We start from the raw sequence: 25365 nt of genomic DNA, 5'->3' as shown, positions 1-25365 counted from the left end.
GCAAAAGTGAACGACCGAAGAGAAAGCGTGACCCGTCAGCAGGTCACCCAAGGAGTCACCGTGCACTATCAGCCGCAGCATCATTTATTGAAAGATCGCATCATCCTGGTGACCGGCGCCAGCGACGGGATCGGCCGCGAAGCCGCGCTGACCTACTCCCGCTACAGCGCCAGCGTTATCCTGCTCGGCCGTAGCGAAGAGAAGCTGCGCCGCGTGGCGCAGGAAATTGAGCAGGACGGCGGGATCCCGGCGCCCTGGTTTACCCTCGATCTGCTCACCTGCACCCCGCAGGAGTGCCAGCAGCTGGCACAGCAGATAAGCGTCCACTACCCGCGCCTCGACGGCGTATTGCACAACGCCGGTCTGCTCGGCGACGTCTGCCCGATGGATGAGCAAAAGCCGGAAGTCTGGCAGCAGGTTATGCAGGTCAACGTCAACGGCACCTTTATGCTGACCCAGGCGCTGCTTCCTTTATTACTCAAATCCGAGTCCGGTTCGCTGGTTTTCACCTCCTCAAGCGTAGGCCGTCAGGGTCGCGCCAACTGGGGTGCCTACGCGGCGTCCAAATTCGCCACCGAAGGGATGATGCAGGTGCTGGCGGAGGAGTATCAGAGCCGCCACCTGCGGGTCAACTGCATCAACCCGGGCGGCACGCGCACGCAAATGCGCGCCAACGCTTTCCCGACGGAAGATCCGCAAAAGCTTAAGACCCCCGCCGATATCATGCCGGTGTATTTGTGGCTCATGGGCGACGATAGCCGTCGCAAAACGGGAATGACCTTCGATGCCCAGCCAGGGCGTAAACCAGGAATTGCACAATGAGTGAAGAACGCCACCGCGAACGTCAGCAGCGGGTAAAAGATAAGGTCGACGCCCGCATAGCCGCAGCCCAGGAAGAACGCGGGATTGTTATCGTCTTTACCGGCAACGGTAAAGGTAAAACCACCGCCGGTTTTGGTACCGTCACCCGCGCAATCGGGCACGGCAAAAAGGCCGGCGTGATCCAGTTTATTAAAGGCACCTGGCCGAACGGCGAACGTAACCTGCTGGAGCCGCACGGCGTCGAGTTTCAGGTGATGGCGACCGGTTTCACCTGGAATACGCAGGATCGCGAAAGCGATACCGCCGCCTGTCTCGCCGTGTGGCAACACGCTCGCCGCATGCTCTGCGACGAAAGCCTCGACATGGTTCTGCTCGACGAGCTGACCTATATGGTGGCCTACGACTATCTGCCGCTTGAAGAGGTGCTTAGCGCGCTGCGCAATCGCCCGGCCCAGCAAACGGTGATTATCACCGGACGCGGCTGCCACCGCGAAATTGTGGAGCTTGCCGATACCGTCAGCGAATTACGCCCGGTTAAGCACGCCTTTGACGCCGGTATCAAGGCGCAGATGGGCATTGACTACTAAGCGCCAGCCTTTCCAGCAGCGCGTCGTTTAGCGCCAGGCACAGGCAATCCTCGCCCGGAGCCAGTACGCTTTCGAGACTATTTTGCCGGGAGATAAAGCGCTTACGGTACTCGGTCGGCGTCAGCCCGCAGTATTTTTTGAAGGCGGCAATCAGGTACTTATGCTCCTGAAAGCCGCAGCTATGGCTAATGTCGGTAATTGGCGTGCGGGTATCGCGCAGCAGCGTCTTCGCCTTGTTCAGCCGCACCAGCGTCAGATACTCCTTGAAATTATGCCGGCTCACCTTCTTAAACAGCCGCGAGAACCACGAATAGCTCATTCCGCTGCGGCTCGCCACCTCGCTCAGGGTCAGCGGCTGGTCAAAATGCTGGTTAATAAAGTCGATGCCTTTCTTTATCATCGCATCTTCGCGCAGGGAGCTTTCCGCCTGCGGCACCGCTTCCCCCGCCAGCACCAGCGCATCGAGCAGCAGATAGATAGTCGCGATGCGTTGAAACGGGGCGCGGTTGTCAATCAGCTGACTTAACAAACTCAGCAACCGTTGACGCACCGCGCCATCGGCCTCGGTGCAGCTGCGCCCCTGAGTACACCAGCTCAGCACCGGCGCGGGATGCAGCTCATCGAACAGGCCCGGTGAAAACTGCACGGTCACCAGCTGGCTGCCGGCTTCCTCCGCGCATAATGAGTGCACCGCCTCGGCATTGATATACAGCATGTCTCCCTGGGCCAGATCCGCGCTCTGCTGGCCGACAACGATGGAAAATCGTCCCGTCAGCACGGTTATCAGCTCCGGCGCCGGGTGCCAGTGCGGTTCGCAGTAGCGTACCTCGGCGGCAAACGCATTCAGCTTCTCGGCATCAAAAGCAATCAGCTCATAGCCGCTGTTAACCGTATGCCGCCCGGCCTCGGTCGCCGAACGGGGGTGAGTGACTGAAAAGGGAAACATGCGCCATCTCCTGTAGTCGGACGATTATTCGCGCCCGGCAAGTACGCGATTCAGCTCGTCGCTGTCTATATCGAGCGCCAAAAACTCCGTCAGGGCGATCAGCAGGCCGCAGAAGAGATCAGGCGCCAGCTGGATCAGCCTGTCGCGGATCTGCGCCGGCGGCAGCCGGCTCTTGCGCGCAATCAGGGCAACCACCCGGTCAAGCGCCTCGGGCTGTTGAATCAGCTGCTGCAGCGAATTGTCATCCCGCAGCGGCACGTAGCGCGGCGGGCAGACCACATCGACTTCGGCGGTAAGAGGCAGATCGCGCGAGGAGCCGCCAATTCGCACCTGCCAGCGGCCCGGAGTGATAACCCAATCCGCCAGCCCCGGGTGATAGCAGGCCAGCTCAGCAACCGGCAGCTGCAGGCTGACGCGACGGCGCTCACCGGGAGCAAGGGCCACTTTACAGAAGGCCTTCAGCGCCCGCTCTTCGCGGAGCAGCTCACCGCCCGGCGCGCTGACGTACAGCTGCGCGATCTCTTTCCCCGCCCGATCGCCGTCGTTGGTCAGGGTGAACGACACGGTCAGCGTATCGTCAGCCCCGACGCGAGAGGCTGAAAGTTCAGGCTGGCCGTAGGTAAACCGGCTGTAGCTTAGGCCAAAACCAAACGGGAACAGCGGCGTCATCCGGCGTTTGTCATAGTAGCGATAGCCGACAAACAGCCCTTCGCCATAATGGTGGCGCAGGTTCTCTCCCGGGTAGTTCAGCCACGCCGGCGTCTCTTCCAGGGCGTTCGGCACCGTCACCGTCAGTTTACCGCAGGGGTTACGCTGGCCGAAGAGAATTTCCGCCACCGCCCTTCCCATGCCCTGACCGGCGAAGAAGGTTTCCAGCAGCGCTTTACAATCCGCCAGCCACGGCATCACCACCGCATCGCTATTGGCCAGCACCACCACCACGTTGGGCTGTACCGCCGCCACCTCGCGGATCAGGCGCTCATGTACCGCCAGGATGTTTAGATCATGACGATCGCCGTTTTCGCCATCCTCGCCCACCGCGGTACTGACAAAGATAACCGCCACATCCGCTTCCTGCGCCACCGCCCGCGCCTGCGCCAGAGCCTGCTCATCGCAGCGCAAATCATCCGGCGCGCCAACCGCCCAGGTGACGGAAAACTCGTCGCCCGCCAAATCGAAGATCTCATCCAGAGGGCGATCCAGCAAATAGGGAACCGTCGTGGCGCAGCCCGATCCCTGAATTACCGGCTCCTGCGCCGGTTTGCCCAGCACCGCAATCCGCCGGCTGCGCTCCGGGGTCAGCGGCAGCAGATTGTCTTCATTTTTCAGCAGGACGATGGACTCCCCGGCCAGCTGCTGCGCCAGCTGGTGATGGGCCGCGAAATCGGCCTTAGTCTCCGGGCGACGGTGGCGCTGCACCTTCTCTAATAGCGCCAGCATTCTCCGGCAGGCGCGGTCGACTACCGCCAGAGGCACCTCTCCGGACTCGATCGCCGCCAGCAGCGTCTGCTTGTCGCGTCGGGTTTCCGGCATCGCCAGGTCGTTGCCCGCCAGCAGCGATGCCGGACGGTCCTTGATGCCGTACCAGTCGGACATCACCAGCCCATCGTAGCCCCACTCATCCCGCAATACCTGGGTCAGTAAAAAGGGATCCTGCGAAGTCTGTACGCCGTTAAGGCGGTTGTAGGAGGACATCACCGTCCACGGCTGCGATTTCGCTATCGCCCGCTGGAATCCCGCCAGATAGATTTCCCGCAGCGCCCGCTCTTCGATTATCGAATCCATCTCGGTACGGCGATATTCAGAGTTATTGGCGGCAAAATGCTTCAGGCTGGCGCCCACCCCTTCGTGCTGCAGGCCGTTAATCAGCGCCGCGGCGATATCGCCGGAGATGACCGGATCTTCGGCATAATATTCATAGCCTCTGCCCGCCAGCGGCGTGCGGCGAATATTGATGCCGGGCCCCAGCAGGATCCCGACGCCCATCTGCTGACACTCGCGGCCCAACGCCTGGCCCATCTGATACACCAGCTCCACGTCCCAGCTACAGGCTAAGCTGGATCCGTTGGGAAAGCAGGTTGCCGGCAGCGAGGCGCTGAACAGCGCTTCGCTGCCGCCCTTCGCCGCTGGCTCCTCCGCGCTGACCTGGTCAGCGGTTTGGGTGATGACCGAAATAAAGTCATCCATGCTCCATTTTTCACTGCCGTCGATTTGTGCGCTGCTGTAGCGCACGCCGTAGGTTCCGTCGGTCATGACGATATCGTTGATGCCATGCTGCGGCAGCGATGCCGTGCGCCATAGGCCGCTGCCGGTCAGCAGCGCCACTTTTTCCTCTGCCGTCATCGCCGCAATCACGGTATTAAATTCACTCTTCATCTCTCTGGCTCCCTGAGGTTACAGCGCATTCTGCTTGCGCAGGCTAATTTTATGGACAATATCGCGGTAGGTTTTTTCATCCAGCGAATAGCACGCCACAAATATGGCGCTGAGAGCAAACATGGCACCGGGGAATAATGTCATCAAAATATTAATCCCGTTAATCGCGCTCGCCGTGATATTCCCTGCGTCATAATGATAATAGTCCAGCATCCATCCCGCGCAGCCGCCGCCAATCGCCATCGCGATTTTAGTGATGAAATTAAAGAAGCCGTAGATCGCGCCTTCACTGCGCACGCCGTGATGCCATTCAGCATATTCTACGGTGTCGGCAATCATCGACCACATCGCCACAAAACCCATCCCCAGCGTAATGCTATACAGGCACACGCCGGTCATAATCAGCCACAGGTTATTTCCGGCCACAAAATACTGCATCATCACCCCCAGGATACCAATCCCCAGCGCAATCAGCGTCATTCTCTTTTTACCCATCAGGGCAATAATTTTTTCAGAAATAACCGTCCCGACGATATATGCCGCAGACTGAATCAAAAAGAAGGTCGCGGTATAGCCTTCGCTACCAATGATATATTTAATAAAGTAGATCGCTATCGCCATCCAGACGGTATAGGCGATATAGAAAAATACCGTAAACAGCGACAGGTTAAGCAGCGGAAAATTGCCCGTCACCGCACGCAGCATCTCGCGCAGCGTCGGCGCAGGCGCCTCATCCTCGTCTTCGCCCACCCGCTCTTTGGTCATGCCAAAACAGGCGAGGAACAGAAAGGTGGCCAGCAGCGCAAAGCACGAAACCGCGAAAACGTAGCCTGACTGTTTATCCGTAAACGGCGAAATTAGCAGATCGGCGGTCGTCGAAACAATTAAATAGCCGACGATCGCCAATACAAAGCGATATACCGACAATGACGAGCGCGAGGCTTCATGCTGCGTCAGGCGGTTAGTCAATGCCGAGTACGGCGTATTTACCGCGGTATACGCCAGGCAATATATCGTATAAGAGATTAAGGCAAAATAGAATTTCGCTTCGCCGCCAAACGGTACAAAACACAGCACCGTCAGAAAACCGAGCGGAATCGATCCGTATAATAACCAGGGACGCAGCTTGCCGTAACGACTGTGCGTTTTATCAATAGCAAAACCAATCAGGATATTAAAAATGGCATCAATTACCCGGGCAATAACAAATATCAGGCTGGCCTGCACCGCGCTGATGCCATAAATATTGGTATAAAAGAAGAGTAAAAACAGCGAAACGAAACCGAATGACAAATTAGAAGCAAAGTCGCCGAAGCCATAGCCTATTTTCTCTTTGACCCCGATAACGACATAGCTGGCCGATAGTTTTCCTGCTGTATCCATTTTTGGCTACCTGTTTTTGTAATCAGTGTTGCCAGTATATGGCGTTCGCCGGCGCTTCACTTTGCGTTATTTGTCCGGGTATTTCCTGTTTTTTGTCTTTATACGGAAGTGTGAAAGGAATCACATGCGGGAGGGAAAATAAGCGTCCGGCGGGAGCCGCCGGACGTCACGACATCAATCTTTACTGCGACCAGCGGAGCGGCGGTTATTGCTGCTACCCACCTGGCTATGGCGTTTAACCGCGCGGCGGATCTGGTTCGCCTTCACGCGGCGGCGATCTTTCTCTACCGCCACTTTAGAGGCGGTTTCCGCCGGCAGCTCCACCAGCTCGCGCAGGTAGTTCGTCTGAGCCAGATCCAGCTCGGTATAGCCGCCGCGAGGCAGGCCTTTCGGCAGCAGAATATCGCCGTAGCGCACGCGGATCAGGCGGCTCACCTGGACACCAACCGCTTCCCACAGGCGACGAACCTCGCGGTTACGCCCTTCCGTCAGCGTGACGTTGTACCACTGGTTAATGCCTTCGCCACCGGTGAATTTGATGGTTTTGAAGGCCGCAGGGCCATCTTCCAGCTGTACGCCGCGCGACAGCTGACGCAGCTTGTCTTCATCGACCTGGCCGAATACGCGTACGGCATATTCACGCTCAACTTCCCGGCTCGGGTGCATCAGTCGGTTCGCCAGCTCGCCATCGGTAGTGAACAGCAGCAGACCGCAGGTATTCACATCCAGACGACCGACCGCGATCCAGCGCGCGCCGCGCAGCTTCGGCAAACGGTCGAAGACCGTCGGGCGACCTTCCGGATCGTTGCGGGTGCAGAGCTCGCCTTCCGGTTTGTAGTAGGCCAGAACGCGGCAAATTTGCTCAGCGGACTCTTTCACCGAAATCAGGTGACCATCGATACGAATTTTTAAACCAGGAACAATTTCTACGCGATCGCCGAGGGTAGCGATTTTGCCATCAACGCTGACGCGGCCAGCTTCGATTTTGGATTCAATTTCACGGCGGGAGCCGTGGCCAGCGCGTGCCAGCACTTTCTGTAGTTTCTCGCTCATTGAGCTTCCTTAAGGTGTCGCCTTCCCAGGCGTCGGGATATTATATATAAACCTATACAAATCAATGTGTTAGCACATTTCATTGAAAACTATTATACGCGATGTTCACCAGTTTGTAACCTAGTTTGTAACCCACTTTGTTGGCTATGAACTGTTAAGTGGTTAAGAGAATTTTAGAAATAGAAAAAGGGGCGTAAGCCCCTCTTTTTTAGTTACCGCCAGCACTCGTAGCACCTTGAATGTCAATTGCTAGTTGATTAGCTTGAGCCTGAAGCTTATTTGTCACCTGGAAATCAATGAATGGGCCAATGCTGGATGTATCAGGCTTGAGTTCGATAGTTTGCTGAACTGTAGCAGGAGCAACATTAATTACTGGAGCTAATGCCACCTGGACAGGCTGATTAACGATACTGGCTTTGGCACCTGATACAAGGTCATTTGCTACAGGAACATTAGGCTTATACCCACTATTATTATCACTATCTCTGTTAATTCCCCAATATGAGGAGGTGGGCTGTGAATCTGCCATTTGAGTTTGCTTATTCACATTAGCGGATAGTTCAGGGAGGTGTAATAAGTTAGCTACCCACGTTACCAGTGCTGTCATAGCCTGAGTTACAGAAGAGACTATGTTAACTAAAAGCCCTAATACAGCCCCCAGCCCTTTAAATAATGGCGTGAGTCCTTCAATCGTTTTAGCCATACCATCAGGGCCACCCATCGCGGATACAAATCCGACAAGAGCCTCTCGCCATGCACCATCTAATGAGCCGCTTGCTCTACTTAATGCGTCTCCTAATACAACAGCAGAGTTTTTCTGTTCTTCTGTTAATAAAGAGCCATCTTGTTTCATCTGTGCAAACTGGTCTGAGAGAGCTTTAGCATTATCTTTAAATAATGGGAGGTAATAGAGAAGGTCATCCCCTAAATCTTCAATCTGGTGTCCGATTTCAGCATCGCTCATTCCTTTAGTCTGCATCTTCTTAATAGCAACATTTAAGAAATCAGCAGGACTATCCTGATACTGTTTCACTTCATTAAGGCTCATTCCAGTAGCATTCATTATGCTATTTACACCCTGGTCTCCACCTTTCCATTTCCCTGATTTAGCATCAAATGTAGAGTTAGCAGCAGTATCCCCTAAACGTTCCCGGATATCTTTTAAGTTATCCTGAATCTTATCAGGACTAGCAGAGTCTACACCGTTACTCTGTCCCCATTGAGACATAGCAAGAAGGAGGTTCGGATCGACACCTACAGCCTTAGCACCCTGAACAACCATACGTGTTTCTTTGGCACTATTAGCGACTCCAGTTAAGCCCCCTGCAACGACCGCAGCGCCAGCAAGCGGCCCTAACATGCCTCCAGCCATACCTAACACGCCCCCGGTAGCCAATCCGCCTGTAGCGCCATTGGCGAGGCTTCCTAAGCGTTTACCAAATCCACCTGTAGCATGTGCATTAGCTCCAGCCTGTCTCGTTCTGGCTGCTCTACGTAACAGAGTGATTTGTTCTTTGATGAGCTGGTTCTGTCTGGCCATTGATATTGTGCCAGCTTTATACTGGTCTGTAATGGCCTGAGCCTCACGTAATACTCTAGCCTCTTCCTCTGCCGTTCTTCCAATAATTCCACCCAGCTGTAAGCGTGTAGCTCTCATTTTTAGATCAGCCTGGTCTTGTCTTTTAGCATTAGCAGCTGCGATACGTGCTTGCTGTTTAGCAGCATTATTAGCTTGAGTGTTATTATTAGGGGTGTTCGTTCCATTCCCCCTATTATTAGCTTTATTCTGTGCGTTCTGCATAATAACATTATTAGCTTTAGCTTGTTTAATAGCTTGCTTCATACTCTTATTAAGCGCTCGCTGGTCTACAAATGGCTTGATAGCTATTTTCTGACTCTCTGCAAACTTCTTAATTCCTAGAATAGAGTCTTTAGCAGCTTTCAGGCTATTTTTATCTACTGTAAAATCTACCGTGTTGCGCAGGGTGCTGATTTTTATATCCATCATAAGCTTATCCCTCTTTATTCTCTGCTAACAATACACACAGAGTTTGTTCAATGCTCCAGCCATATCTAAATCTCATTGTGTTGAATGTGTTCACGTTCAAATCAAACTGTCTGCATAGTTCTGACACATTAATAAGCTTCTCTGCATCTTCACCCTTTAATGCAACGTTAGCTGCCTTCATTATAAATCGCATATTCTCATCCTCTTAAAACGAAAAAAGCCCATAGGAGCGGGGCCGATTTGCTTTCGGTTGTCTCCCTCACCCCTATAGGCTTATATTTTACTCAGTAGCTATTAAGCTACTCCACCAAATACAATTGCATCTGGAATATTTACAATCGGCAGATAGGCCGTTTCAGTTGCAATGCTTGGATAGTTCCACTGTGGGTCAGTGGTGATGTATTGGTGATACAATCCACTTTCTTTACCCAGCGTGGCATGGCGTGTGCCAATTCCTGTATGTAGGACGTATGCATTAGACGCATCTGACATTTTAGGAATAACCACAAATCCATTCTCACCGATTACATCAGTGATTTGAGTGTATCCAGTCACGTCAATAACAATATTCCCTTTCAGCATCCAGCTTTCGTATGCGGGATTAGCACCCTGAATCTGAGTAAACAGGTTTGCATCACTCCCCATAGGGACAGTGTAAAGAAGGAAGTCTTTAATACTGGTGTGATAATGCAGAGCGTCAGCGGCAGTGCCAGCAGCAAGGATAATTGTTCCGGTGCGTTGCTGTGCAAGACTGGTTCCCAGATTAACATTCACTACACGGTTGATTGCGCTCAGTTGCTGGAATACGTTAGCAGAAGAGCTTATATCAAGAGCAAAGCCTGTCTTAGTGGTTTCAGCCAGTTCAAGGAAATCTAAATCACCTTGTCCTGCATACTGAGATTCAACTTTCAGTGCCAGCAGAGCACTAATCAAATCAGCTTCTACAGTATTAGCCATCTGATCATATTGTGCATCAGAGAAATCACTCAATACAGCAGCAATACTATCTTCTACAATAGCCCCACGGCGGCGATACTCTTCTACTTCACGACTCGTTACAGAGTTCAGGGAGTTAGAGTACTTCATTTGATAGAGGAATGTTCCAAATTCAGGAAGGCTTGCACTGTTCCAGTCAGATTGAACATGCATTGCTCTCTCCAGACCTTTTAGCATCTTCTCATCTACGATACGGTCAAGGGCAATTTTATTTACATCGTGGTTTTCACTACGGAATAAACCGAGAGAGGTGATGATTTTATTTTGTTTATTAGCGAACTCAAAAGGAGACGCAAAACTGGCATTTTGTCCAGTAAATAGATTCATTAGTTCCGACATTTATTATTATCCTTATTAGGTGGTGCGGAGTGCTACTTCTGCATAATCAGTGAATGCAAAGCCTTGTGCTGTCAGAGCTGCTACAACTTCATCAAGAGTAAGAGAGCTATCTACAATAAGCGCTTCTTTAATCAGCATTGCAAAAGGGGTGCGAGCTACACGGAGGAATTTCTGACCTGCAACAGAAGGAGAGACTACAACGCTAATATTATCTGTAGAGGTTGCCATTGCGCCTGAACTCAGGGAGACAACAGAGCCAGCTACCAAATCAGCAGGGATGCCATCAGGGTAACTGATTTTCATATCCTGTAGGACATGGTCAGCGGTGTAAGCAATAACACTATTATCTAGTTTAGTGCCACCAGAGATTTTACCAAAATTTGCCATTATTATTTATTCCTATTCTTATGTTTCTTCATTTTTTCAATGAAAGCGTTAGTCTTTTCTTCTTGAGAGAGAGTTTCCAATTCAGAGTAGTTAAGCCCTTTAACAAGGGTTTGCTCTTCATCAAGAAGTCGTTTAGCGGCTTCCCGCATAACAGTATTTACGTCACACTTCATAATCTCTGCTACTTTTTCACAAGTGGTAGTAAAATCAGAAAGGGACATAGATTTGTTATTGATTGTCTTCATATTATATTCTCTATGTATGTAATGAGCCTTTAAAAGTGACTTTCAATTGTTGTGATTGTTATCAAAAGTAACTTTGAAAGAGTGAAATAGAATTATTTCAAGTAGATAAAAAAGAAGCCCCAAAAGGGGCTGTCTTTGACTAGTTTTAAAATATTGGCATATATTTTTCTTGTTTATACAAGTGGGCTTCTCAATTCCACCTGTAAAGGACTTTCGCCCTGCATCGGAGCTACTCGATGATATTTTTTGGTACCGATAAGAGTCGCTTGCGTTCCCATACACTATGCATTGCATAATCTGTGATAAAAGCAATTGACTAATTGTCAATAACAAAATTGTGTAATCTAGATAGATATACACTTAAGAGCCGTCTGGAGGCTCGGAATACTGGTATTCTTTTGAAATACAGGTAAAAACCAAACGACTCATAGGTGCATACCGATGCATTCTCTTTGAGAAACCGTCTAATATGAATATAAAGTGTGATTGCACAAAATATTCCAGACGACTTCCCTGCTCTACAAACCAGTGTTAGATCCAGTAAGCAGAGCAAACCCTCAACACATTGGAGAATAAACGAAAGAATCAGAAGAAACTTAAATAAGGAGTAATTGAGTTTCTCAAAGAGAATGGTTGCAGGGGAATGGAAAATATCTTACCCTATAAGATAATATTAACATGAAAATATGTATTTGTCAATAGAAAAGTGAAATAAAATACGCTCAAGTGACAATTGAAATTGTATTTCACCTTGTAACGAGTTTTATTTCAAGTGCCCCCATAAAGGAGGCCTTAAAGAGTGAAGAGAGGCTTACGCCTCCTCTCCTGTAATATTCGATGCTAACTGTGCAATTTCACCTAGAATACACTCTGTAGCACTCTGATAAATGTCAATCTCTGTAGCTAATTCTGCACTATCAGGATTATTAGTAATACAAACCTCCATAACTTCTGAAGCCTCTTTAATAAATCTGTTAGCGATCTTAATCTCTTCACTGACAGTATTCAAATTATTAGCTGTAGGGGTGTTATAGAAGTTATCAATGGCTGTGGTGAGGTTGATTAAGACACTCCCATTCAGTTCATCGTTGTATGCAGAAAAGATATCAAGATATGTGATCTTATTGTTCTTAACATGATGATAGGCTTCTGCTTCTTCTGAAGTCCCTACAGGAGTTTCCAGGATAGCTTGTTGTTGGTTATATTTCTCTACTGCTTCTCTGCCCTTACCACGGCTCAAACTATTAATGCTACTCATTATACCTCTTTTTATTTAAAGTGTGTTATAGCCCCTTACAGGGGCATTATATTTGATAAGAGTGTTATTCACTCTTCAGCTTGTCTGAATCATATAAGAAGGATATCTATTATCGCTGTTCTTTTCTTTAGTGAAACAGAATACGACTGTATCTTGCTGTTTTTGATTTATCTTCCCGGAGGTGAAATACATGTAATAATCCCCGTCCGGGTGGTCAGTGCGCCCATGCAGCATGTCATTGTCATTGCAATAATTAGCATAGGCTTGCACCATTTCATATATTGTATTATATTCAGTCAATTTTCTGTCCCTGTGTGATTTTTAGGATAGTGTCTGCAAGGTCTGTATAAGTGCTAGACGCCTCATCCCTGTTATTAAGTCTCTTCCATGCAATATGCTCATCTTCACTTTTAAAGCCTAACGCTTGCCACCTTTCTAATTCATCGTTAAATTTAGTGGCTATTCGTTTACGAGGAGAATAAAAAACGTTATTATTACAAATACTATCAATGATTTCCTGTTCTTCCTGTGTGAGTGCTGGGGGGTCGTCATATTCTGGAATAGCATCCCACTTAGGAACGCTCTTTTCTTTAGATTTTCTTTTATTTCTGGCTACTGCTCTAAGCTGTAATTTGTTAACATTCAATATATTTCTATTCTTACTCAACGTTCCTCCAGTATTTGTGTGTTACTTCTGATATTAATATGCCCCATAAGGCAAAACTTATTAATGCTTCTGCGTAATCCATATTGGTAGCTCCGAATTTATTTAGGAATTATATTGGGATGACAGGGTAGTAACTGTGCTATCTTTTTTAGGAGTGTTACTTGTTGGTGCCTTTGTCTTTACTGTCTTACCTTTATTAGTAGTGCTTTTTGTCTTAGTAGCGATTACATCTACCTCTTTAGAAGGCACTAATCTAATCTTTTCAAATGACAAATCAAATTTCATTGCATCCAGTGCATCGTCGTAGTTATAAGATACTCCTGTTAAGACGACACTCTCTAATACAGCGTCCCTTGTAACCAGTGATATAGTTTGGCGGGCTTCAAATGTAGCGTTAAGCCAGTCAATAGCCTGTCTCACCCGGGTACCATTTGCACCACTTGAAGAGATAATATCGCCTCGTAGTTCAATAGGACTCTCTGTAATCCAGCCGGATATATTGATTGAATCATTTTTAATCTGAATATGGTCACTCACTTCGCTTCCAGATTCGATCGCGTAACTGGAAACGTCTGCTTTACGCTTTACACCAATTTGAGGGACACTATCGAAGGATAGAGCACTGTATTCCTGAATGTAGCTCGCAGAAGACTCGTTAGCCATACTTGCGATAACACAGAAGCCATTCTCTGCTTTAGTGCTGGATGTTGATTTAGTGCTGGAAGTGTCGTTAACTGTTGTAGTCATTATTCCCCTCTGTTATATTTGATTCTATCGAGGAGGTTTTCCAGATATTCCTTGATAATTTTGGATTCAAGTTCTTCATATGTAAGATCTAAACCTTCAGCTATGCTTCTAAAGAGCGATTTTTCATTTTCTGTATATTCGTATTCCTGCATTATTTACTCCTGAGTGATTTCTCTGATTAGGTTTTTATTAAAGCCTTTCAAGGCTGGGGATTTAGTGTGGAGAATGCCCTCTTCAATGAGACTCTTGATGCTCAATAATACATCCTCGCGTGTTAGACCTAAATCTTCCTGAATCTGTTTTAGTTTACGTGTATGAGAGCACAATAAATGCCTGTATACAGCATCGATATTCGTCATTTATTCTCCTTTATTTAAAATTCTTAAGAATTTTTCTGTATTGTTCTACCCCCAAGCACGCCTTAATAAAAGCATTCTCAGATATTGCAGAGTTGAGTATTGCCATTTTTTTATCGTAGGTTTCTTTTGCTTTCCTCTGAGATTCACCGTATGCATTGTCATAACGTTGAATTTCTTCATACCAATCTCTTGATAATGGTGAAGGTGCATAATGACCGTGTTCTGCATACCAGACATCATAATCATTCAGTGCCTTTTCGGTAATAGCAAATATTGATACCGACTCCTTTCGTTGCTTAATACGAGGTAAAATATCAAATCCTTGCATGTAAGCAGATAACCAACGATTAGAATAATCACCTTTCCATATAAAGGAAGGGTTAACCCAGATTTTGAAAGTATCTTTTTCATGCTCTGCCTTGTCTACCTTGATATATTGCTTCTCTTCAAGCAGATTTAGGACTCGTTTTAAATGGTCGTATGAGGTGTTCAGGATGTCACAGAGTTTATTACGTTTGATAAAGACAAGATTTCTACGGTCAACCTCATTACACAGTATGAATAATTTTTCAAAGTCTCGTTTATTCAGTATGTGCGCATACTCTTTAATTCCGTTGTGTGCTGCGTTTGTTGATTTATCTCCCAGCTTGTTAGAGTATTCACGGTGTGCTTTTTTAGATTTAGCTGTATCAGCGATACTGTATTGAAGAAAAATATGATTTACAATATCACCGCCAACTACATATTCTTGCCAATCATCACCATAATGGTATATCTCGCCAGTTTCTTTATCAACCCGGTAAAGATAACCATTAATTACTGTTAGCTGTTCGTTAGTATTAGAGAAATCTGAGAGTGGATGTTGCTGAGAAGGTTCATAACGAGATAATAACTTTTCATTTGTTGTGTAATCGCTATCTAAATCTACGTCACTCCAATAAATATCATCATATGTTGAGTATGCCAATTCCCCCCCTTGCTGTTAATCCTTAATAGTTTTGATATGCATAATTTGATCAAACAATGCCACAGAGCGGCGGTAGCGTTCATATCGTTCTGTATGTCCTAAACTCTTTGCAACATTCTTACTTCGCTGCGCCTGTGCTCGACTAAGTTCACCACTAAGCAGCGCATCAAGGATTGCTTGAACATCGGGGTATTTTGTATTTGCCATTATTATATTGGCTCCTTCTATTATGGTTACATATAAAAAACACCGTGCCGCCCGAAGGCTCACAGTGCGTTGCGGTTAACGTCTTTGTAGTGAAGGCTTATTTGTTTAACTCATCACTATATAAACTATCCTAACACGTTATCACTATATTGTCAATACCTAAATGCAAAAAAAGTGCACTATTTTTAGCACTTTACGAAAAGTCAATAGGGTTTACAAATGTTACATACTTGATTTATATAGATAAAGTATATAACAGTATATAAATCCGGCTTTAGTGTGCATAGGTATATTCTCAGAAATATTCTAGAAAAGTTCAAAAATTTAATTACAATAGCGCTTATGTAAATAAAAAATTGAACTTTTTATTATTGCACACTAATAGTTATAGTAAGTTTATCGCCACTTTTTGTATTTTTAATGGTAAAACTGGCGAAAAATGGGGTATATTTTCTTTTAGTTTCATACACTTAGTAAATTCGCTATATATAATAGACTCTCAAGAGTCTGCACGAGTGCAACCTTGCACGGCTTTAGCACGAATGAATGTGAGGGGTATAGTTGGGGAAGTTTGCACAGTTATTGTTGATAGAAATTTTACTAGAAAAATATTGCAGTTATCAACAAAAGGTATTATTGCATAGATCTATCTTAATGAAGAGCTTGCACGAAAGAATGAGTGTGAGCTATGAATTGTAGATAGACTTATCTCTATACAGCTTGCATGAAATAAAAGGGCTTTTTCTTTTATTGAGTGGGAGTTGTAGGAGTTAGTGTTCCCCTCGTTAGTGAACGGGGATATCTCTCGAAAAGTCTATGTGAAAGGGGGTTTTCCTTTTGCATAGTAGATAGTGAGGTTAGTATAGTAATTCTTGAATGTGTTATGACACATTTCAAATGAGTATCGGCTATCTGCGATAACCTCTACGCTTCGCTGACTCATAAAGGAATATTCTACTTAGTATCATACTATCGCTAAGGCTCAAGTATTCTCCGTAAGGGCTGACCACTGTCAGTCCAACCCTCACTCTCACTAAAAAAAGAAAACAGTCTCTTAATAAACTAGAATTTGCATAAAAGAAACATTCACATTATCTACATGCATAAACCTAAGTTAACTTAAAACCTTGCACGAAGAGAATAAGAAGGTCTTTTTCTTCTTATTATAGAGTGTAAGAGTTTGAAGGTTACTTAGGCTTAGTGAATGAGCATTAGCGAATGAGCTTTAGCCAGTGGCTAGTTTGCACGAATCGAAGAGGAGTGGAAGCTATGCCATAATCTTTCATGACGCGTAAGCTGTCATATACTATTAAGCGTTCCCGTAGGGTGGCAAAGCCAACGCTTAGATCATTCTTTAAATATTATTAAAAGATTAAAAGATAGTTTTATTTATTTAGTATTATATATATTAGTCTTATAGTGTCCCGTATGGGGACAGATAGGAGAGTTAACTGTCCCCGTTGGGGACACATAGCCATTTAACTGTCCCCATAGGGGACATATGAAAGTGCCAAAACGTAACTTTCAATCTTTAACCCCCCACAAAACTTTGTTACCCCTATCGATATTGATACCCCCTTATCTCCTACGGAGGTGTATCTGTCCCCTATGGTGACATATAATTGTCATAACAATATTCATGTGCAATAAATACAATTTAATTAACGTTTAATACTGATTAATACCCTCTTAATACTAATTAATACCCCCTTTTAATCAATGAAAAGAAAGGCTGTTTTAAGTTGTTTTAGAGGAATTATGTGCAATAGCGTATTATGTGCAAAGAGAGACAAAGCCAGGCGTAGCAAGGCGTAGCAAGGCTTAGAGGTATGTAATGTGCAAGAGGACACCGGAAGGATGCTGAACGAGTTTTCACGTAATCTTTCGAATGAAACTTTTCGTGCAAAAACAATCAATCTGCAACTATAAATGATATTAAGAATCATTATCATTAATGACATGTTAAACCTGTCGCCTACGATGGCGTGACCTACCCCACCAAACAATAACTTATTGAATTTTATAGATTTGCAATAACACACTGTCTTTATTCAAACTTTTATGCAGCGAGTATGCATAGCCACCGCATAACATAACACTATGCAAACTAGAGTTTATAAATGTTATCACATTGAAATTTATAGGATATTTTGAAATTATGAATTAAATGAGAATGGGTCGCATTTACAGTGCGTTCAGCAGTGATCATGTTCTTGCATTTCTGCTAATTGTACGGTGATGTACGGTGACTTGGTTCACTAAGGAGAGGATTCATGAAAAGAGACGGGAAAGGCATTCTGTTAAAACTGCTGATACCTGCATTCATTGTGCTAGCCCTGCTCTATTGTATCAGTGCAAGAGCCGGACAAATCACCCTAACCAACCCACAGGAGGAACAGACGGAGAACGGAAAAACGCTATGCATCTATGAGAACAGCAATTACACATTCACCTATTTAACTAAAGGAAAATGCCCCTATGCCAAAACGTTCGATACAGAGGCTAGTAATTGATTTATAAAGAATGTAAAAGCCCGTAAACTCTATAATGATGGAGACCACGGAATTAAATGATACTCATGCTCATTACAAAAAACACTTAAACGCTCCCAATCAACCTTAGCATTTGCAGGAAAGAGTTTTTTATCATTCGTGGTATAATTATGTCCCTTTTCCATCGTAAAATACTCCCCCTGTAGTTCCTTGCCTATACGTGCACCATAACTATTGATATCGCTTAGATAAACCCAGCCATCATGCCCAAGTCTTGTATAAAGTAAGCCATATGGGAGACCGGTGTCGGGGTCTTCTATACGAAACTCATCATATATCATAGGTTTTCCGTCTGTTGTTAACTCAACAACACGTTTGATACTTGGTGCAGCATGTCCCGGTAATTCAGCCAAAACAGCATTCATTACTTTCGGGTCACTTTTTAGTGGTGAGTTTGCGTCAGACCATACATCTAAAGTATGTTCAGTATTTTCGTAGTCATAATAAATTCTGATATTTCCAGCCATTGGCTACACCTGCGTTAACTTTCAAATGGGTGATATCACCAGTTCACACTATCTACAACTTGTAATAGATCATGCAATGGTGGTCTGTGTGTGTATCTTGCTGTTATGCCTAGTGATTGCGTTCTACTATGCCCTACAACGAATTGAACGAGTGCAGCGTTACCCGTTTTCGCTATAGCCTCCGATATGAAGGTATGGCGCAAAGCATGAATCACCCTCTTCTGCCCAAATTCGTTGTATTTCGGAACATTGCAATCATCCATTAAACTACGCCATTGAATAGCGGTATATTCGTAGGTTGGCAAGTCGTTAAACACAAGATCACCATCTTTAAGGGGCTTAATTCGAGCTAACAACAGCGCCTCAATACTTTTACTAATTGGAATCTGTCGTTGTGCGTGTTCCGTTTTACCGTCCGCAATAAAAATGTAATAACGCCCTGACTCCTCATCCTTGCGTATGTGCTCCTTGCGTATAGCTGCCATTTCACCCCGGCGAGCACCTGTGTAGATCAAAGTCAGGAAGTAGTCTTTACGCCAATCGGTAAACGTAGATAACCGTTCTATGAGCCGTTGCATCTCAGGCCGCGAGTAATGTCCGCCCTTGTTCTCCGTCACCTCATATTTAATCCCCTCAGTGGGAGCCTTTTCTAAGATATCCTTTTCATCTTTAAGGAAAACTTTGAAAAACGAGGAATAAATCTTGAGGTGTTTTTTGACGTTGGCACTACTGATCAAATCGTCTTCAGGAACATCAAAGTCTATGCACTCCTCTAACGTCATCTCTGAGTAGGGTTTCACGTTTCGGCGTGGCAGGTTCTCAATCACTGCCAGAGTTTGGCGTATGTGCTGTTTGGTGATACTCCCCACAGGAATATCCCCTAAAACATGCATCAGCACCTCATAGAAACGATTATTCTCACGAGCTATGGTGATAGCCCAGGTTTTCCCCTTCTCAGCTACAAACAGCTTCCAGGCCTCAGAAAGTAACGGTGTATTGTCATCTTCAGGAGCATCAACAGTTACAACAGCCTGTTTAGTTGCTGGTTTTTTTCGTCTCTCAGTTTCAGCCAATTGTGATTGCATGGATTCAACAAGAGCACGATAACGGACAATATCACCAGCATAGAACGCCTCATATGCCTGATGTAACATAGCCTGATGCATATCAATCTGCCCCGCCACCTCATAAGCCTGGTCTAGGTCATTTTGACCGAAAGAAACTTTCTTCTGGTGCAAAGTGGCAAGTAACATCCGAGCGGTAGAGTCATCCCCGCTATAGACACGGTTTAGAAGGGTCTCAGATTGCCCCTTAGCCTCCTCAACACTCTTTGATGCTGAAATAGGAGTATCAGGGAAAATTGACTTGTTCAGTCGTCCGAGTTCCGGCATCCGCTTAACCTCATCAACGCCTAGCCTCAACCAATCCAACAAATAGGTATCAAAATCCCTCTGGGTGGCTTCTCTGAAACCGTCAATATGCATTTTGAATTGCTCGACAGATAGCGAGCCATTTTGAACGAGAGGAATATATGGGCTTAGACGACTCATCGTCACTTGGACAGCTTTTAATGAATCAGTGCTCAGACTGCGACGAAAGAAGGTTCCATCAGGAAGACGAAAATTGATGTAGTAAGTGTTGCCGCGTTTGGTAGTGAATTTCGGGGCTTTGTTGTCCACTCTGTTACCCATTGCGTTGACCCTTTTGTTATATATTTCATAGAGTTAACGCTAACAACTTGATTTCTTATATAGTTTTATGGCCTTCCCAGGCGTCTGATATACTTTATGAAACAACAAGTTAATAAAGTCATGACCTGTTGTTAGGTAAATACTTTTGTCCCGAAGGGGTACCGCAGCCGGAGTCTGATAACCGTCACGACTGAGACACGCCTGCAAACGTGGTCGCACATATTACACTAACTTCAAAATGAATGCTTCTTCAGGTTATATTCGCCGCGCTCTGGCAGCGGCGCCCGGCGGTGGGCTGCATTGATTATGAACCAGCCGCGGTCATTTATCCCTGTCCCGGTGCGAAATCCTGCGCTATGCAGCAATAAAATGTCGCAAGCCTGCCGCCCGTAGTTGCTGTTGGCCACGCGACCACAAGCATGGCGCTCTCTCCTCCGGAGACTGCGGCGCTCAGTCGCCGCCCTTAGCGCCCCCGCTCTGCCGGTAATAATGCTGCGCGAGGATTTTCCTGATCCTCTCCGGCGCGAGCCCCTGCTGCATCAATGTCAACAGCGTCTGCATAATCGGTAAAACGTGGCGCAGATGCAGCATGTAGCCGTCGCAGAAGTAATTCTTATTGGGTCGTCCATCGTCGGACAGCATGAAGCGGTGCTTCGGACAGCCGCCGTTGCAGACCGGGCGGAGCGAACAGTTAAGACATTCGCGGCCGATGTTGGTCCGCTTACGCTGGGCAAAGGCGATATTCTGCGCCGAGTTAACCAGCGCGGAGAGGCTATCGTGGTTGATGTTGCCCAGCTTATGCTCGGGATAAACGAAATGATCGCAGGAATAGATATCGCCGTTGGACTCCACGATCGGATTGTCGCCGCAGGTTTCGCTCATCACGCAGGAGCCGGATCTGCCGGCTATTTTTGCCAACGTCTGCTCGAAGTTCATCACGAACGCGCTTCCCATATCGTTTTGCACCCAGCTATCGAAGATAGCGTTGAGAAAGCGCCCGTACGCTTTGGCCGGCACCGACCATTCGGTCACCCGGCACTGCGCGGAAAAATCAGGAGAAATCAGCGTCAGACCGTTGGCATCGGGCTGTGCGGCTCGCCGCTCCACCAGCGGAATAAACTGCATGTAGCGGCTGCCGATATGCTTAAGGAAACGGTAGATTTCCAGCGGCCGTTTGACGTTTTCCGCATTCACCACCGTCAAGGTGTTGAAGTCCACATTGTGCCTTTTCAGCGCCTCCAGACCGCGAATAACGGCGTCGAAGGTACTTTTCCCCCCGCGCGTCAGGCGATACGCATCGTTGCTGAGGCGATCGCCATCGAGGGAGAGACCGACGAGAAAACCGTGCTGTTTCAGGAACCGGGCCCAGTCATCATCGAGCTTTATCCCGTTGGTTTGAAAAACATTGTCGATGCGCTTCCCGCTGCGGTAGCGCTCCTGTAGCCGCAGCGCCTCGCGGAAAAAGTCAATCCCGAGCAGGGTCGGCTCGCCGCCCTGCCAGTGAAAATGAACCGTTTGCCCCGGCTGGCTGGCGATATTTTTCCGCACGTAGTTTTCCAGCGTCGCGCCGTCCATTTTCCAGCGGGCCTGCTGCTGCGGATAGAGCCGCCGCTTTTCCAGATAGTAGCAGTAGGTGCAATCGATATTGCACACCGACCCCGACGGCTTCGCCATCAGCTGGAACTGATTGAAATGATGACTCATAGCCCGAGATAGCGAATAACCGCGGGTTTCGCCGGTTCGCCGCCGCGCGTGGTCACGCCATCCAGCCAGCTATCCAGCAGCTCCGGACGGCGTTTTAACTCTTCTCGCGCCGCCTGCTGCGCCGTTTGCTGCTGGTCCAGCATCCGGGCGATCACCGCGTTTTCCAGCCCGACGTTAAATGTCAGCTGGCTGTAAAAGCGATTCAGATTCGGGCATTCAGCGGCAAAATTCTTCCGCGTCACCGTATTCACCGTAGCGCTGCCATAGTTAGCGCCAAAGTACCGGTCGCCGCCGCTGAGGTAGACCAGCCGGAAGCGCGTGTTCATGGCGTGCGGTTCCCAGCCGAGGAACGCGATCCACTGCTGACGCTCCACCGCGCGCGCCACCTGCGCCAGCATGCCGCTTTCGCTGGACTCGACTAGCGTCCAGTTTTCGAGGGCGAAATCATGCGCATCAAGCATCTTCTTCAGACTGAGGTTAGCCGGCGCGCCGGGGGCAATGCCGTAAATTTTATGGCCGAACTTATCGGCAAATTTTTGCAGGTCGGCAAAATCTTTTACGCCAGCGGCGGCGACGTAATCCGGTACGGCAAGCGTAAAGCGGGCGGCGGGAAGATTCGTGCCGAGCACCTTAATCGCGCCATCGGCGGTGAACTTACTGATAACCGGTTCCTGCGCGGGCATCCAGTTGCCGAGGAACACGTCGACCTGGCCGGTTTTCAGCCCCTGAAACGCCAGCGCCACCGACAGGTTTTGCACTTTTTGCTGATAGCCCAGCGCGTTCAGTATCGTCCCGGAAAGGGCGTTGGTCGCCGCAATATCCGTCCAGCCCGGATCGGACTGCGTAACGGTGGCGCAGCGCGCGTCATCGGCGGCGAAGCCGCTCAGCGGCAACCAGCCGGCAACCGCCAGCAGCATCAGTCGGGTCATGCGTTTCATTTTCATTATGATTCCTGGTGTTTCACGGGGGAAGGATAGCGGGCGAACGCCTCTTGCTCATCCAGGGTTTGATGGTTACGGATATAGCGCGTTGATGCGCGCTGAAACGGCTGATAGTCCCAGTTCGGAATGGCATCCCGTCCGGCGACCTGGGTCAAAAACAGCCGTTTTTGCTGACTGGCGAGCACCTGCTGGTAGAGGGCATCGAGATCCCAGCGCCCCCGGATTTCATCGACGAACGCCTGCACGACCGTTTGGTAATGCTCATTCGCCGCGAGGTTCACCCGCTCATGGGGATCGTCGCGTAAATTGAACAGCTGCGGCGCCTCGCTGGCGGAATGAATGTATTTCCATTCGCCCCGGCGAAACATCAGCATCGGCCCGAGCGCGCCTTCGGCCAAATATTCGCTCACCGCGCCGTCCGGCCCAGGCAGCCCCTGGAGATGCGGCACCAGGCTGTTGCCGTCCAGCGGGGCGATGGCCTGCGCTTTGCGATCTTCGCCGCTGGCAAGCTCGACAAGGGTGGGTAAAAGATCCACCAGCGATACGCTTTCGCTGACCCGACGGGCCGCGAAGCGCGCGGGGTTATGCACGATTAACGGCACGCGCACGGCGTTCTCGAAGAAGTTCATCTTGTACCACAGGTCGCGCTCGCCGAGCATTTCCCCATGATCGGCAATCACCACCACCACGGTATTTTCGGCCAGCCCCGTCTCTTCGAGGGTACGCACCATTTCGCCAAAGCAATCATCAACGTAGGCCAGGGCGCCGTAGTAGGCGTGGCGGGCGCGCCGAATATGCTCATCGTGGATCAAGCCCGGTTCCAGCTGATACATGGCGCGCATTCGCGCCGAATGCGCATCGTCTGCAATATCTTTGCCGCGCGTGACGGGCATATCGATATCTTCTTGCGCAAAGCGATCGAGGTAGCGTTTGGGTATCGCGAAGGGATCGTGGGGATGCGTTAGCGAAAGGAGCAGCATAAACGGCTGCTCTTCGGGGCGACGGGCGGCGTCATACAGGCGCTGGCGGGCGAGGAATAATGCCTCATCATCGAAATCGAGCTGGTTGGTGCGCACGCACTCGCCGGCTTCCAGCACCGAGCTCATGTTGTGATACCAGTCGAGACGGCGTTCCGGGTGTTGCCAGTCCGGCGTCCAGCCGAAATCGGCGGGGTAGATATCCGTTGTCAGCCGTTCGTCAAAGCCGTGCAGCTGATCGGGGCCGCAGAAGTGCATTTTCCCCGACAGCCAGGTGCGGTAGCCCTGTTCGCGCAGATAATGGCAAAAGGTCGGCGAGTCGGCGTGGAACTCGGCGGCGTTGTCATACACCTGGTTACGGGAAATATACTGCCCGGTCATCAACGATGCTCGCGATGGCGCGCACAGCGGGCTGTTGCAATAGGCGGAATCAAATACCACCCCTTCACGGGCTAATTTATCTATATTTGGCGTCAAACTAACGTTATTCCCGTACGCTCTTAAGGCGCTGGCAGTTAACTGATCGGCCATCAGAATAACGATATTCGGTTTATTTATAAGCATGACCTACCTGCGAAGTAAAATAATTAATAAAACGTGTTAGCCTTATCTCATGTATCGACAGGCCCTGTGAAGTGGCTATTTTTTTATTATGGCATAAGGTGAATTTATGGCAGGGAAATTACAGCTTCCGCCTTTACAGGCGCTGGTGGTATTTGAAGCGGCGGCGCGTTTAGGTAATTTTACCGCTGCCGGAAATGAACTCGGGCTATCGCAGCCCGCGGTCAGTCAGCGTATTCAGATGCTGGAGAATCTGGTCAATTCACCGCTATTTGAACGCCGTCATCGCGGCGTTCAGCTGACCGAATCCGGCAATAGTCTGTATCTGATCGTCCGCAGCAGCCTGCTGGAAATCAGCGAGCAGCTCGAACGCACGCGCCTGCAGCGTAATGTCCTGCGCATCGATACCGATATGGGTTTTGCCAGCTACTGGCTGTTACCCCGTATGGAGAGGCTGCAGGCGCTAATTCCGGGGGTGGAGGTACAGATAACCACCTCGCCCAACGACTATAACCTTCGCGACAGCAGCGCGGATCTGGCTATCTATTTTGGCCAGGGCAGCTGGGCCGGAACGCAGAATCAGCGGCTGTTCCCTGAAATTGTCATTCCCGTTTGCAATCAAAAGATTAAGCAGGAAATGGCGCCAACCGCCTCCCCCGAATCTCTGCTGAATTATCCCCTGCTGAAGCTGCCGGAATCCCGGCCCCAGCGCTGGATGACGTGGGAAGACTGGTTCCGCCAGCATCAGGTGCACGGCCAACACCAGGCCGCTTCCCGGACCTTCAACGCCTATTCCCTGGTGATCCAGGCCGCTCTGGAAGGCCAGGGGATCGCCCTCGGCTGGCAGCCCCTGATCGCGCCGTTTCTGGCCAGTAAACAGCTGGTACAGTGCGGCCCGATGCACCGTACCGAACGCGGCTATTACCTGATTTCCGCCAATGCTAAACCAGCCTCGGCGCAGCAGGAAAAGGTCAAGGCGTGGTTATTGGATGAAGCCTGGAGTTTTCACTCTTCCGGTCATCTAATCGCAGAAAACAAATAAGCTAATGCAGAAAACGCATATTGATTTAATAAAATACATTAGCGCTACCAACGGTTTTATATGTTAGCTTTTTAAGGCCACCC

Annotated in this window: 24 protein-coding genes; 4 read left to right on the top strand and 20 right to left on the bottom strand. The window is 48.5% G+C overall.

Annotated elements, in window-relative coordinates; translation table 11 throughout:
* Positions 1-60: 60 nt before the first annotated feature.
* Entirely contained in the window at positions 61-822 is a 762-nt protein-coding gene (locus GO007_RS06500; protein WP_095097051.1) for a YciK family oxidoreductase, read from the top strand.
* Positions 819-1409 (top strand): cob(I)yrinic acid a,c-diamide adenosyltransferase, encoded by a 591-nt coding sequence (gene cobO / locus GO007_RS06495; protein WP_095097048.1) that lies wholly within the window; start codon positions 819-821, stop codon positions 1407-1409. Before GO007_RS06500 ends, cobO begins: the two co-directional genes overlap by 4 nt.
* Here cobO and GO007_RS06490 read toward each other — a convergent pair.
* From GO007_RS06490 to GO007_RS06420, 15 genes are all read right to left on the bottom strand, one after another.
* The gene (locus tag GO007_RS06490; RefSeq protein WP_095097045.1) at positions 1381-2355 is read right to left on the bottom strand and encodes a helix-turn-helix transcriptional regulator; all 975 of its coding nucleotides are present in this window, start codon (positions 2353-2355) and stop codon (positions 1381-1383) included. The two genes, cobO and GO007_RS06490, sit on opposite strands and share 29 nt — an antisense overlap.
* Before the next feature lie 24 nt (positions 2356-2379).
* On the bottom strand, positions 2380-4731 hold the full coding sequence (locus GO007_RS06485; protein WP_095097043.1) for a beta-glucosidase family protein: 2352 nt from the start codon (positions 4729-4731) through the stop codon (positions 2380-2382).
* Between the two features lie 18 nt (positions 4732-4749).
* Positions 4750-6114 carry an MFS transporter gene (locus GO007_RS06480; RefSeq protein WP_095097040.1) on the bottom strand — a complete coding sequence of 455 codons (1365 nt, stop codon included), beginning with the start codon at positions 6112-6114 and terminating at the stop codon, positions 4750-4752.
* 174 nt (positions 6115-6288) lie between these two features.
* Positions 6289-7167: a 23S rRNA pseudouridine(2605) synthase RluB gene (gene rluB / locus GO007_RS06475; protein ID WP_095097037.1), complete on the bottom strand. Its 879-nt coding sequence runs from the start codon at positions 7165-7167 to the stop codon at positions 6289-6291.
* 208 nt (positions 7168-7375) lie between these two features.
* Positions 7376-9175, bottom strand: a complete 1800-nt coding sequence (locus tag GO007_RS06470) for a hypothetical protein (RefSeq protein ID WP_095097034.1) — start codon at positions 9173-9175, stop codon at positions 7376-7378.
* 294 nt (positions 9176-9469) lie between these two features.
* Positions 9470-10510 carry a major capsid protein E gene (locus GO007_RS06465; protein WP_095097028.1) on the bottom strand — a complete coding sequence of 347 codons (1041 nt, stop codon included), beginning with the start codon at positions 10508-10510 and terminating at the stop codon, positions 9470-9472.
* A 15-nt stretch (positions 10511-10525) separates the two neighbouring features.
* Complete coding sequence (locus tag GO007_RS06460) at positions 10526-10897, bottom strand: hypothetical protein (RefSeq protein ID WP_095097025.1); 372 nt, start codon at positions 10895-10897, stop codon at positions 10526-10528.
* Between the two features lie 2 nt (positions 10898-10899).
* Complete coding sequence (locus GO007_RS06455) at positions 10900-11142, bottom strand: hypothetical protein (RefSeq protein WP_032754115.1); 243 nt, start codon at positions 11140-11142, stop codon at positions 10900-10902.
* 811 nt (positions 11143-11953) lie between these two features.
* Positions 11954-12400: a hypothetical protein gene (locus GO007_RS06450; RefSeq protein ID WP_095097022.1), complete on the bottom strand. Its 447-nt coding sequence runs from the start codon at positions 12398-12400 to the stop codon at positions 11954-11956.
* Between the two features lie 292 nt (positions 12401-12692).
* Positions 12693-13067, bottom strand: a complete 375-nt coding sequence (locus GO007_RS06445; RefSeq protein WP_095097016.1) for a hypothetical protein — start codon at positions 13065-13067, stop codon at positions 12693-12695.
* Between the two features lie 102 nt (positions 13068-13169).
* A complete protein-coding gene (locus GO007_RS06440; protein WP_095097013.1) occupies positions 13170-13814 on the bottom strand; it encodes a phage baseplate protein in 645 nt (214 codons plus the stop codon).
* The gene (locus GO007_RS06435; protein ID WP_157349086.1) at positions 13814-13966 is read right to left on the bottom strand and encodes a hypothetical protein; all 153 of its coding nucleotides are present in this window, start codon (positions 13964-13966) and stop codon (positions 13814-13816) included. The genes GO007_RS06440 and GO007_RS06435 overlap by 1 nt, the downstream gene beginning before the upstream one ends.
* 3 nt (positions 13967-13969) lie before the next feature.
* Positions 13970-14173: a hypothetical protein gene (locus tag GO007_RS06430; protein WP_095097009.1), complete on the bottom strand. Its 204-nt coding sequence runs from the start codon at positions 14171-14173 to the stop codon at positions 13970-13972.
* 10 nt (positions 14174-14183) lie between these two features.
* Positions 14184-15140 carry a hypothetical protein gene (locus GO007_RS06425; protein WP_189339825.1) on the bottom strand — a complete coding sequence of 319 codons (957 nt, stop codon included), beginning with the start codon at positions 15138-15140 and terminating at the stop codon, positions 14184-14186.
* 15 nt (positions 15141-15155) lie between these two features.
* On the bottom strand, positions 15156-15347 hold the full coding sequence (locus tag GO007_RS06420; RefSeq protein WP_143350139.1) for a hypothetical protein: 192 nt from the start codon (positions 15345-15347) through the stop codon (positions 15156-15158).
* 2273 nt (positions 15348-17620) lie between these two features.
* Here GO007_RS06420 and GO007_RS06415 point away from each other — a divergent pair.
* The gene (locus GO007_RS06415) at positions 17621-17860 is read left to right on the top strand and encodes a hypothetical protein (protein ID WP_095097006.1); all 240 of its coding nucleotides are present in this window, start codon (positions 17621-17623) and stop codon (positions 17858-17860) included.
* 29 nt (positions 17861-17889) lie between these two features.
* On the opposite strand, the gene GO007_RS06410 is transcribed toward GO007_RS06415, so the two are convergent.
* From GO007_RS06410 to betC, 5 genes are all read right to left on the bottom strand, one after another.
* Complete coding sequence (locus tag GO007_RS06410; RefSeq protein WP_143350138.1) at positions 17890-18366, bottom strand: hypothetical protein; 477 nt, start codon at positions 18364-18366, stop codon at positions 17890-17892.
* Between the two features lie 35 nt (positions 18367-18401).
* Entirely contained in the window at positions 18402-20057 is a 1656-nt protein-coding gene (locus tag GO007_RS06405) for a tyrosine-type recombinase/integrase (RefSeq protein WP_157349085.1), read from the bottom strand.
* Positions 20058-20507: 450 nt separating this feature from the next.
* A complete protein-coding gene (locus GO007_RS06400) occupies positions 20508-21761 on the bottom strand; it encodes an anaerobic sulfatase maturase (protein ID WP_095097000.1) in 1254 nt (417 codons plus the stop codon).
* Positions 21758-22705, bottom strand: a complete 948-nt coding sequence (gene choX / locus GO007_RS06395; protein ID WP_223261758.1) for a choline ABC transporter substrate-binding protein — start codon at positions 22703-22705, stop codon at positions 21758-21760. The genes GO007_RS06400 and choX overlap by 4 nt, the downstream gene beginning before the upstream one ends.
* Positions 22705-24243 (bottom strand): choline-sulfatase, encoded by a 1539-nt coding sequence (gene betC, locus GO007_RS06390; protein WP_095096997.1) that lies wholly within the window; start codon positions 24241-24243, stop codon positions 22705-22707. The genes choX and betC overlap by 1 nt, the downstream gene beginning before the upstream one ends.
* A 106-nt stretch (positions 24244-24349) precedes the next feature.
* Between betC and GO007_RS06385 the strand changes: the two genes are divergently transcribed.
* Positions 24350-25282, top strand: coding sequence for a LysR substrate-binding domain-containing protein (locus GO007_RS06385; protein WP_095096994.1), 933 nt, complete (start codon positions 24350-24352; stop codon positions 25280-25282).
* Positions 25283-25365: the final 83 nt, after the last annotated feature.

This window comes from Klebsiella sp. 10-1 (genome assembly GCF_009758445.1).
Lineage (GTDB): Bacteria > Pseudomonadota > Gammaproteobacteria > Enterobacterales > Enterobacteriaceae > Klebsiella > Klebsiella scottii.
This window is presented reverse-complemented; position numbering and strand designations above follow the sequence as displayed.

Coding starts and splice junctions, on each gene's coding strand:
- cobO (WP_095097048.1), top strand. CDS start 819: ATGAGTGAAGAACGCCACCGCGAACGTCAGCAGCGGGTAAAAGATAAG.
- GO007_RS06455 (WP_032754115.1), bottom strand. CDS start 11,142: ATGAAGACAATCAATAACAAATCTATGTCCCTTTCTGATTTTACTACC.
- GO007_RS06460 (WP_095097025.1), bottom strand. CDS start 10,897: ATGGCAAATTTTGGTAAAATCTCTGGTGGCACTAAACTAGATAATAGT.
- choX (WP_223261758.1), bottom strand. CDS start 22,705: ATGAAAATGAAACGCATGACCCGACTGATGCTGCTGGCGGTTGCCGGC.
- betC (WP_095096997.1), bottom strand. CDS start 24,243: ATGCTTATAAATAAACCGAATATCGTTATTCTGATGGCCGATCAGTTA.
- GO007_RS06435 (WP_157349086.1), bottom strand. CDS start 13,966: ATGCAGGAATACGAATATACAGAAAATGAAAAATCGCTCTTTAGAAGC.
- GO007_RS06420 (WP_143350139.1), bottom strand. CDS start 15,347: ATGGCAAATACAAAATACCCCGATGTTCAAGCAATCCTTGATGCGCTG.
- GO007_RS06470 (WP_095097034.1), bottom strand. CDS start 9,175: ATGATGGATATAAAAATCAGCACCCTGCGCAACACGGTAGATTTTACA.
- GO007_RS06410 (WP_143350138.1), bottom strand. CDS start 18,366: ATGGCTGGAAATATCAGAATTTATTATGACTACGAAAATACTGAACAT.
- GO007_RS06405 (WP_157349085.1), bottom strand. CDS start 20,057: ATGGGTAACAGAGTGGACAACAAAGCCCCGAAATTCACTACCAAACGC.
- GO007_RS06480 (WP_095097040.1), bottom strand. CDS start 6,114: ATGGATACAGCAGGAAAACTATCGGCCAGCTATGTCGTTATCGGGGTC.
- rluB (WP_095097037.1), bottom strand. CDS start 7,167: ATGAGCGAGAAACTACAGAAAGTGCTGGCACGCGCTGGCCACGGCTCC.
- GO007_RS06415 (WP_095097006.1), top strand. CDS start 17,621: ATGAAAAGAGACGGGAAAGGCATTCTGTTAAAACTGCTGATACCTGCA.
- GO007_RS06385 (WP_095096994.1), top strand. CDS start 24,350: ATGGCAGGGAAATTACAGCTTCCGCCTTTACAGGCGCTGGTGGTATTT.
- GO007_RS06490 (WP_095097045.1), bottom strand. CDS start 2,355: ATGTTTCCCTTTTCAGTCACTCACCCCCGTTCGGCGACCGAGGCCGGG.
- GO007_RS06485 (WP_095097043.1), bottom strand. CDS start 4,731: ATGAAGAGTGAATTTAATACCGTGATTGCGGCGATGACGGCAGAGGAA.
- GO007_RS06465 (WP_095097028.1), bottom strand. CDS start 10,510: ATGTCGGAACTAATGAATCTATTTACTGGACAAAATGCCAGTTTTGCG.
- GO007_RS06450 (WP_095097022.1), bottom strand. CDS start 12,400: ATGAGTAGCATTAATAGTTTGAGCCGTGGTAAGGGCAGAGAAGCAGTA.
- GO007_RS06440 (WP_095097013.1), bottom strand. CDS start 13,814: ATGACTACAACAGTTAACGACACTTCCAGCACTAAATCAACATCCAGC.
- GO007_RS06430 (WP_095097009.1), bottom strand. CDS start 14,173: ATGACGAATATCGATGCTGTATACAGGCATTTATTGTGCTCTCATACA.
- GO007_RS06400 (WP_095097000.1), bottom strand. CDS start 21,761: ATGAGTCATCATTTCAATCAGTTCCAGCTGATGGCGAAGCCGTCGGGG.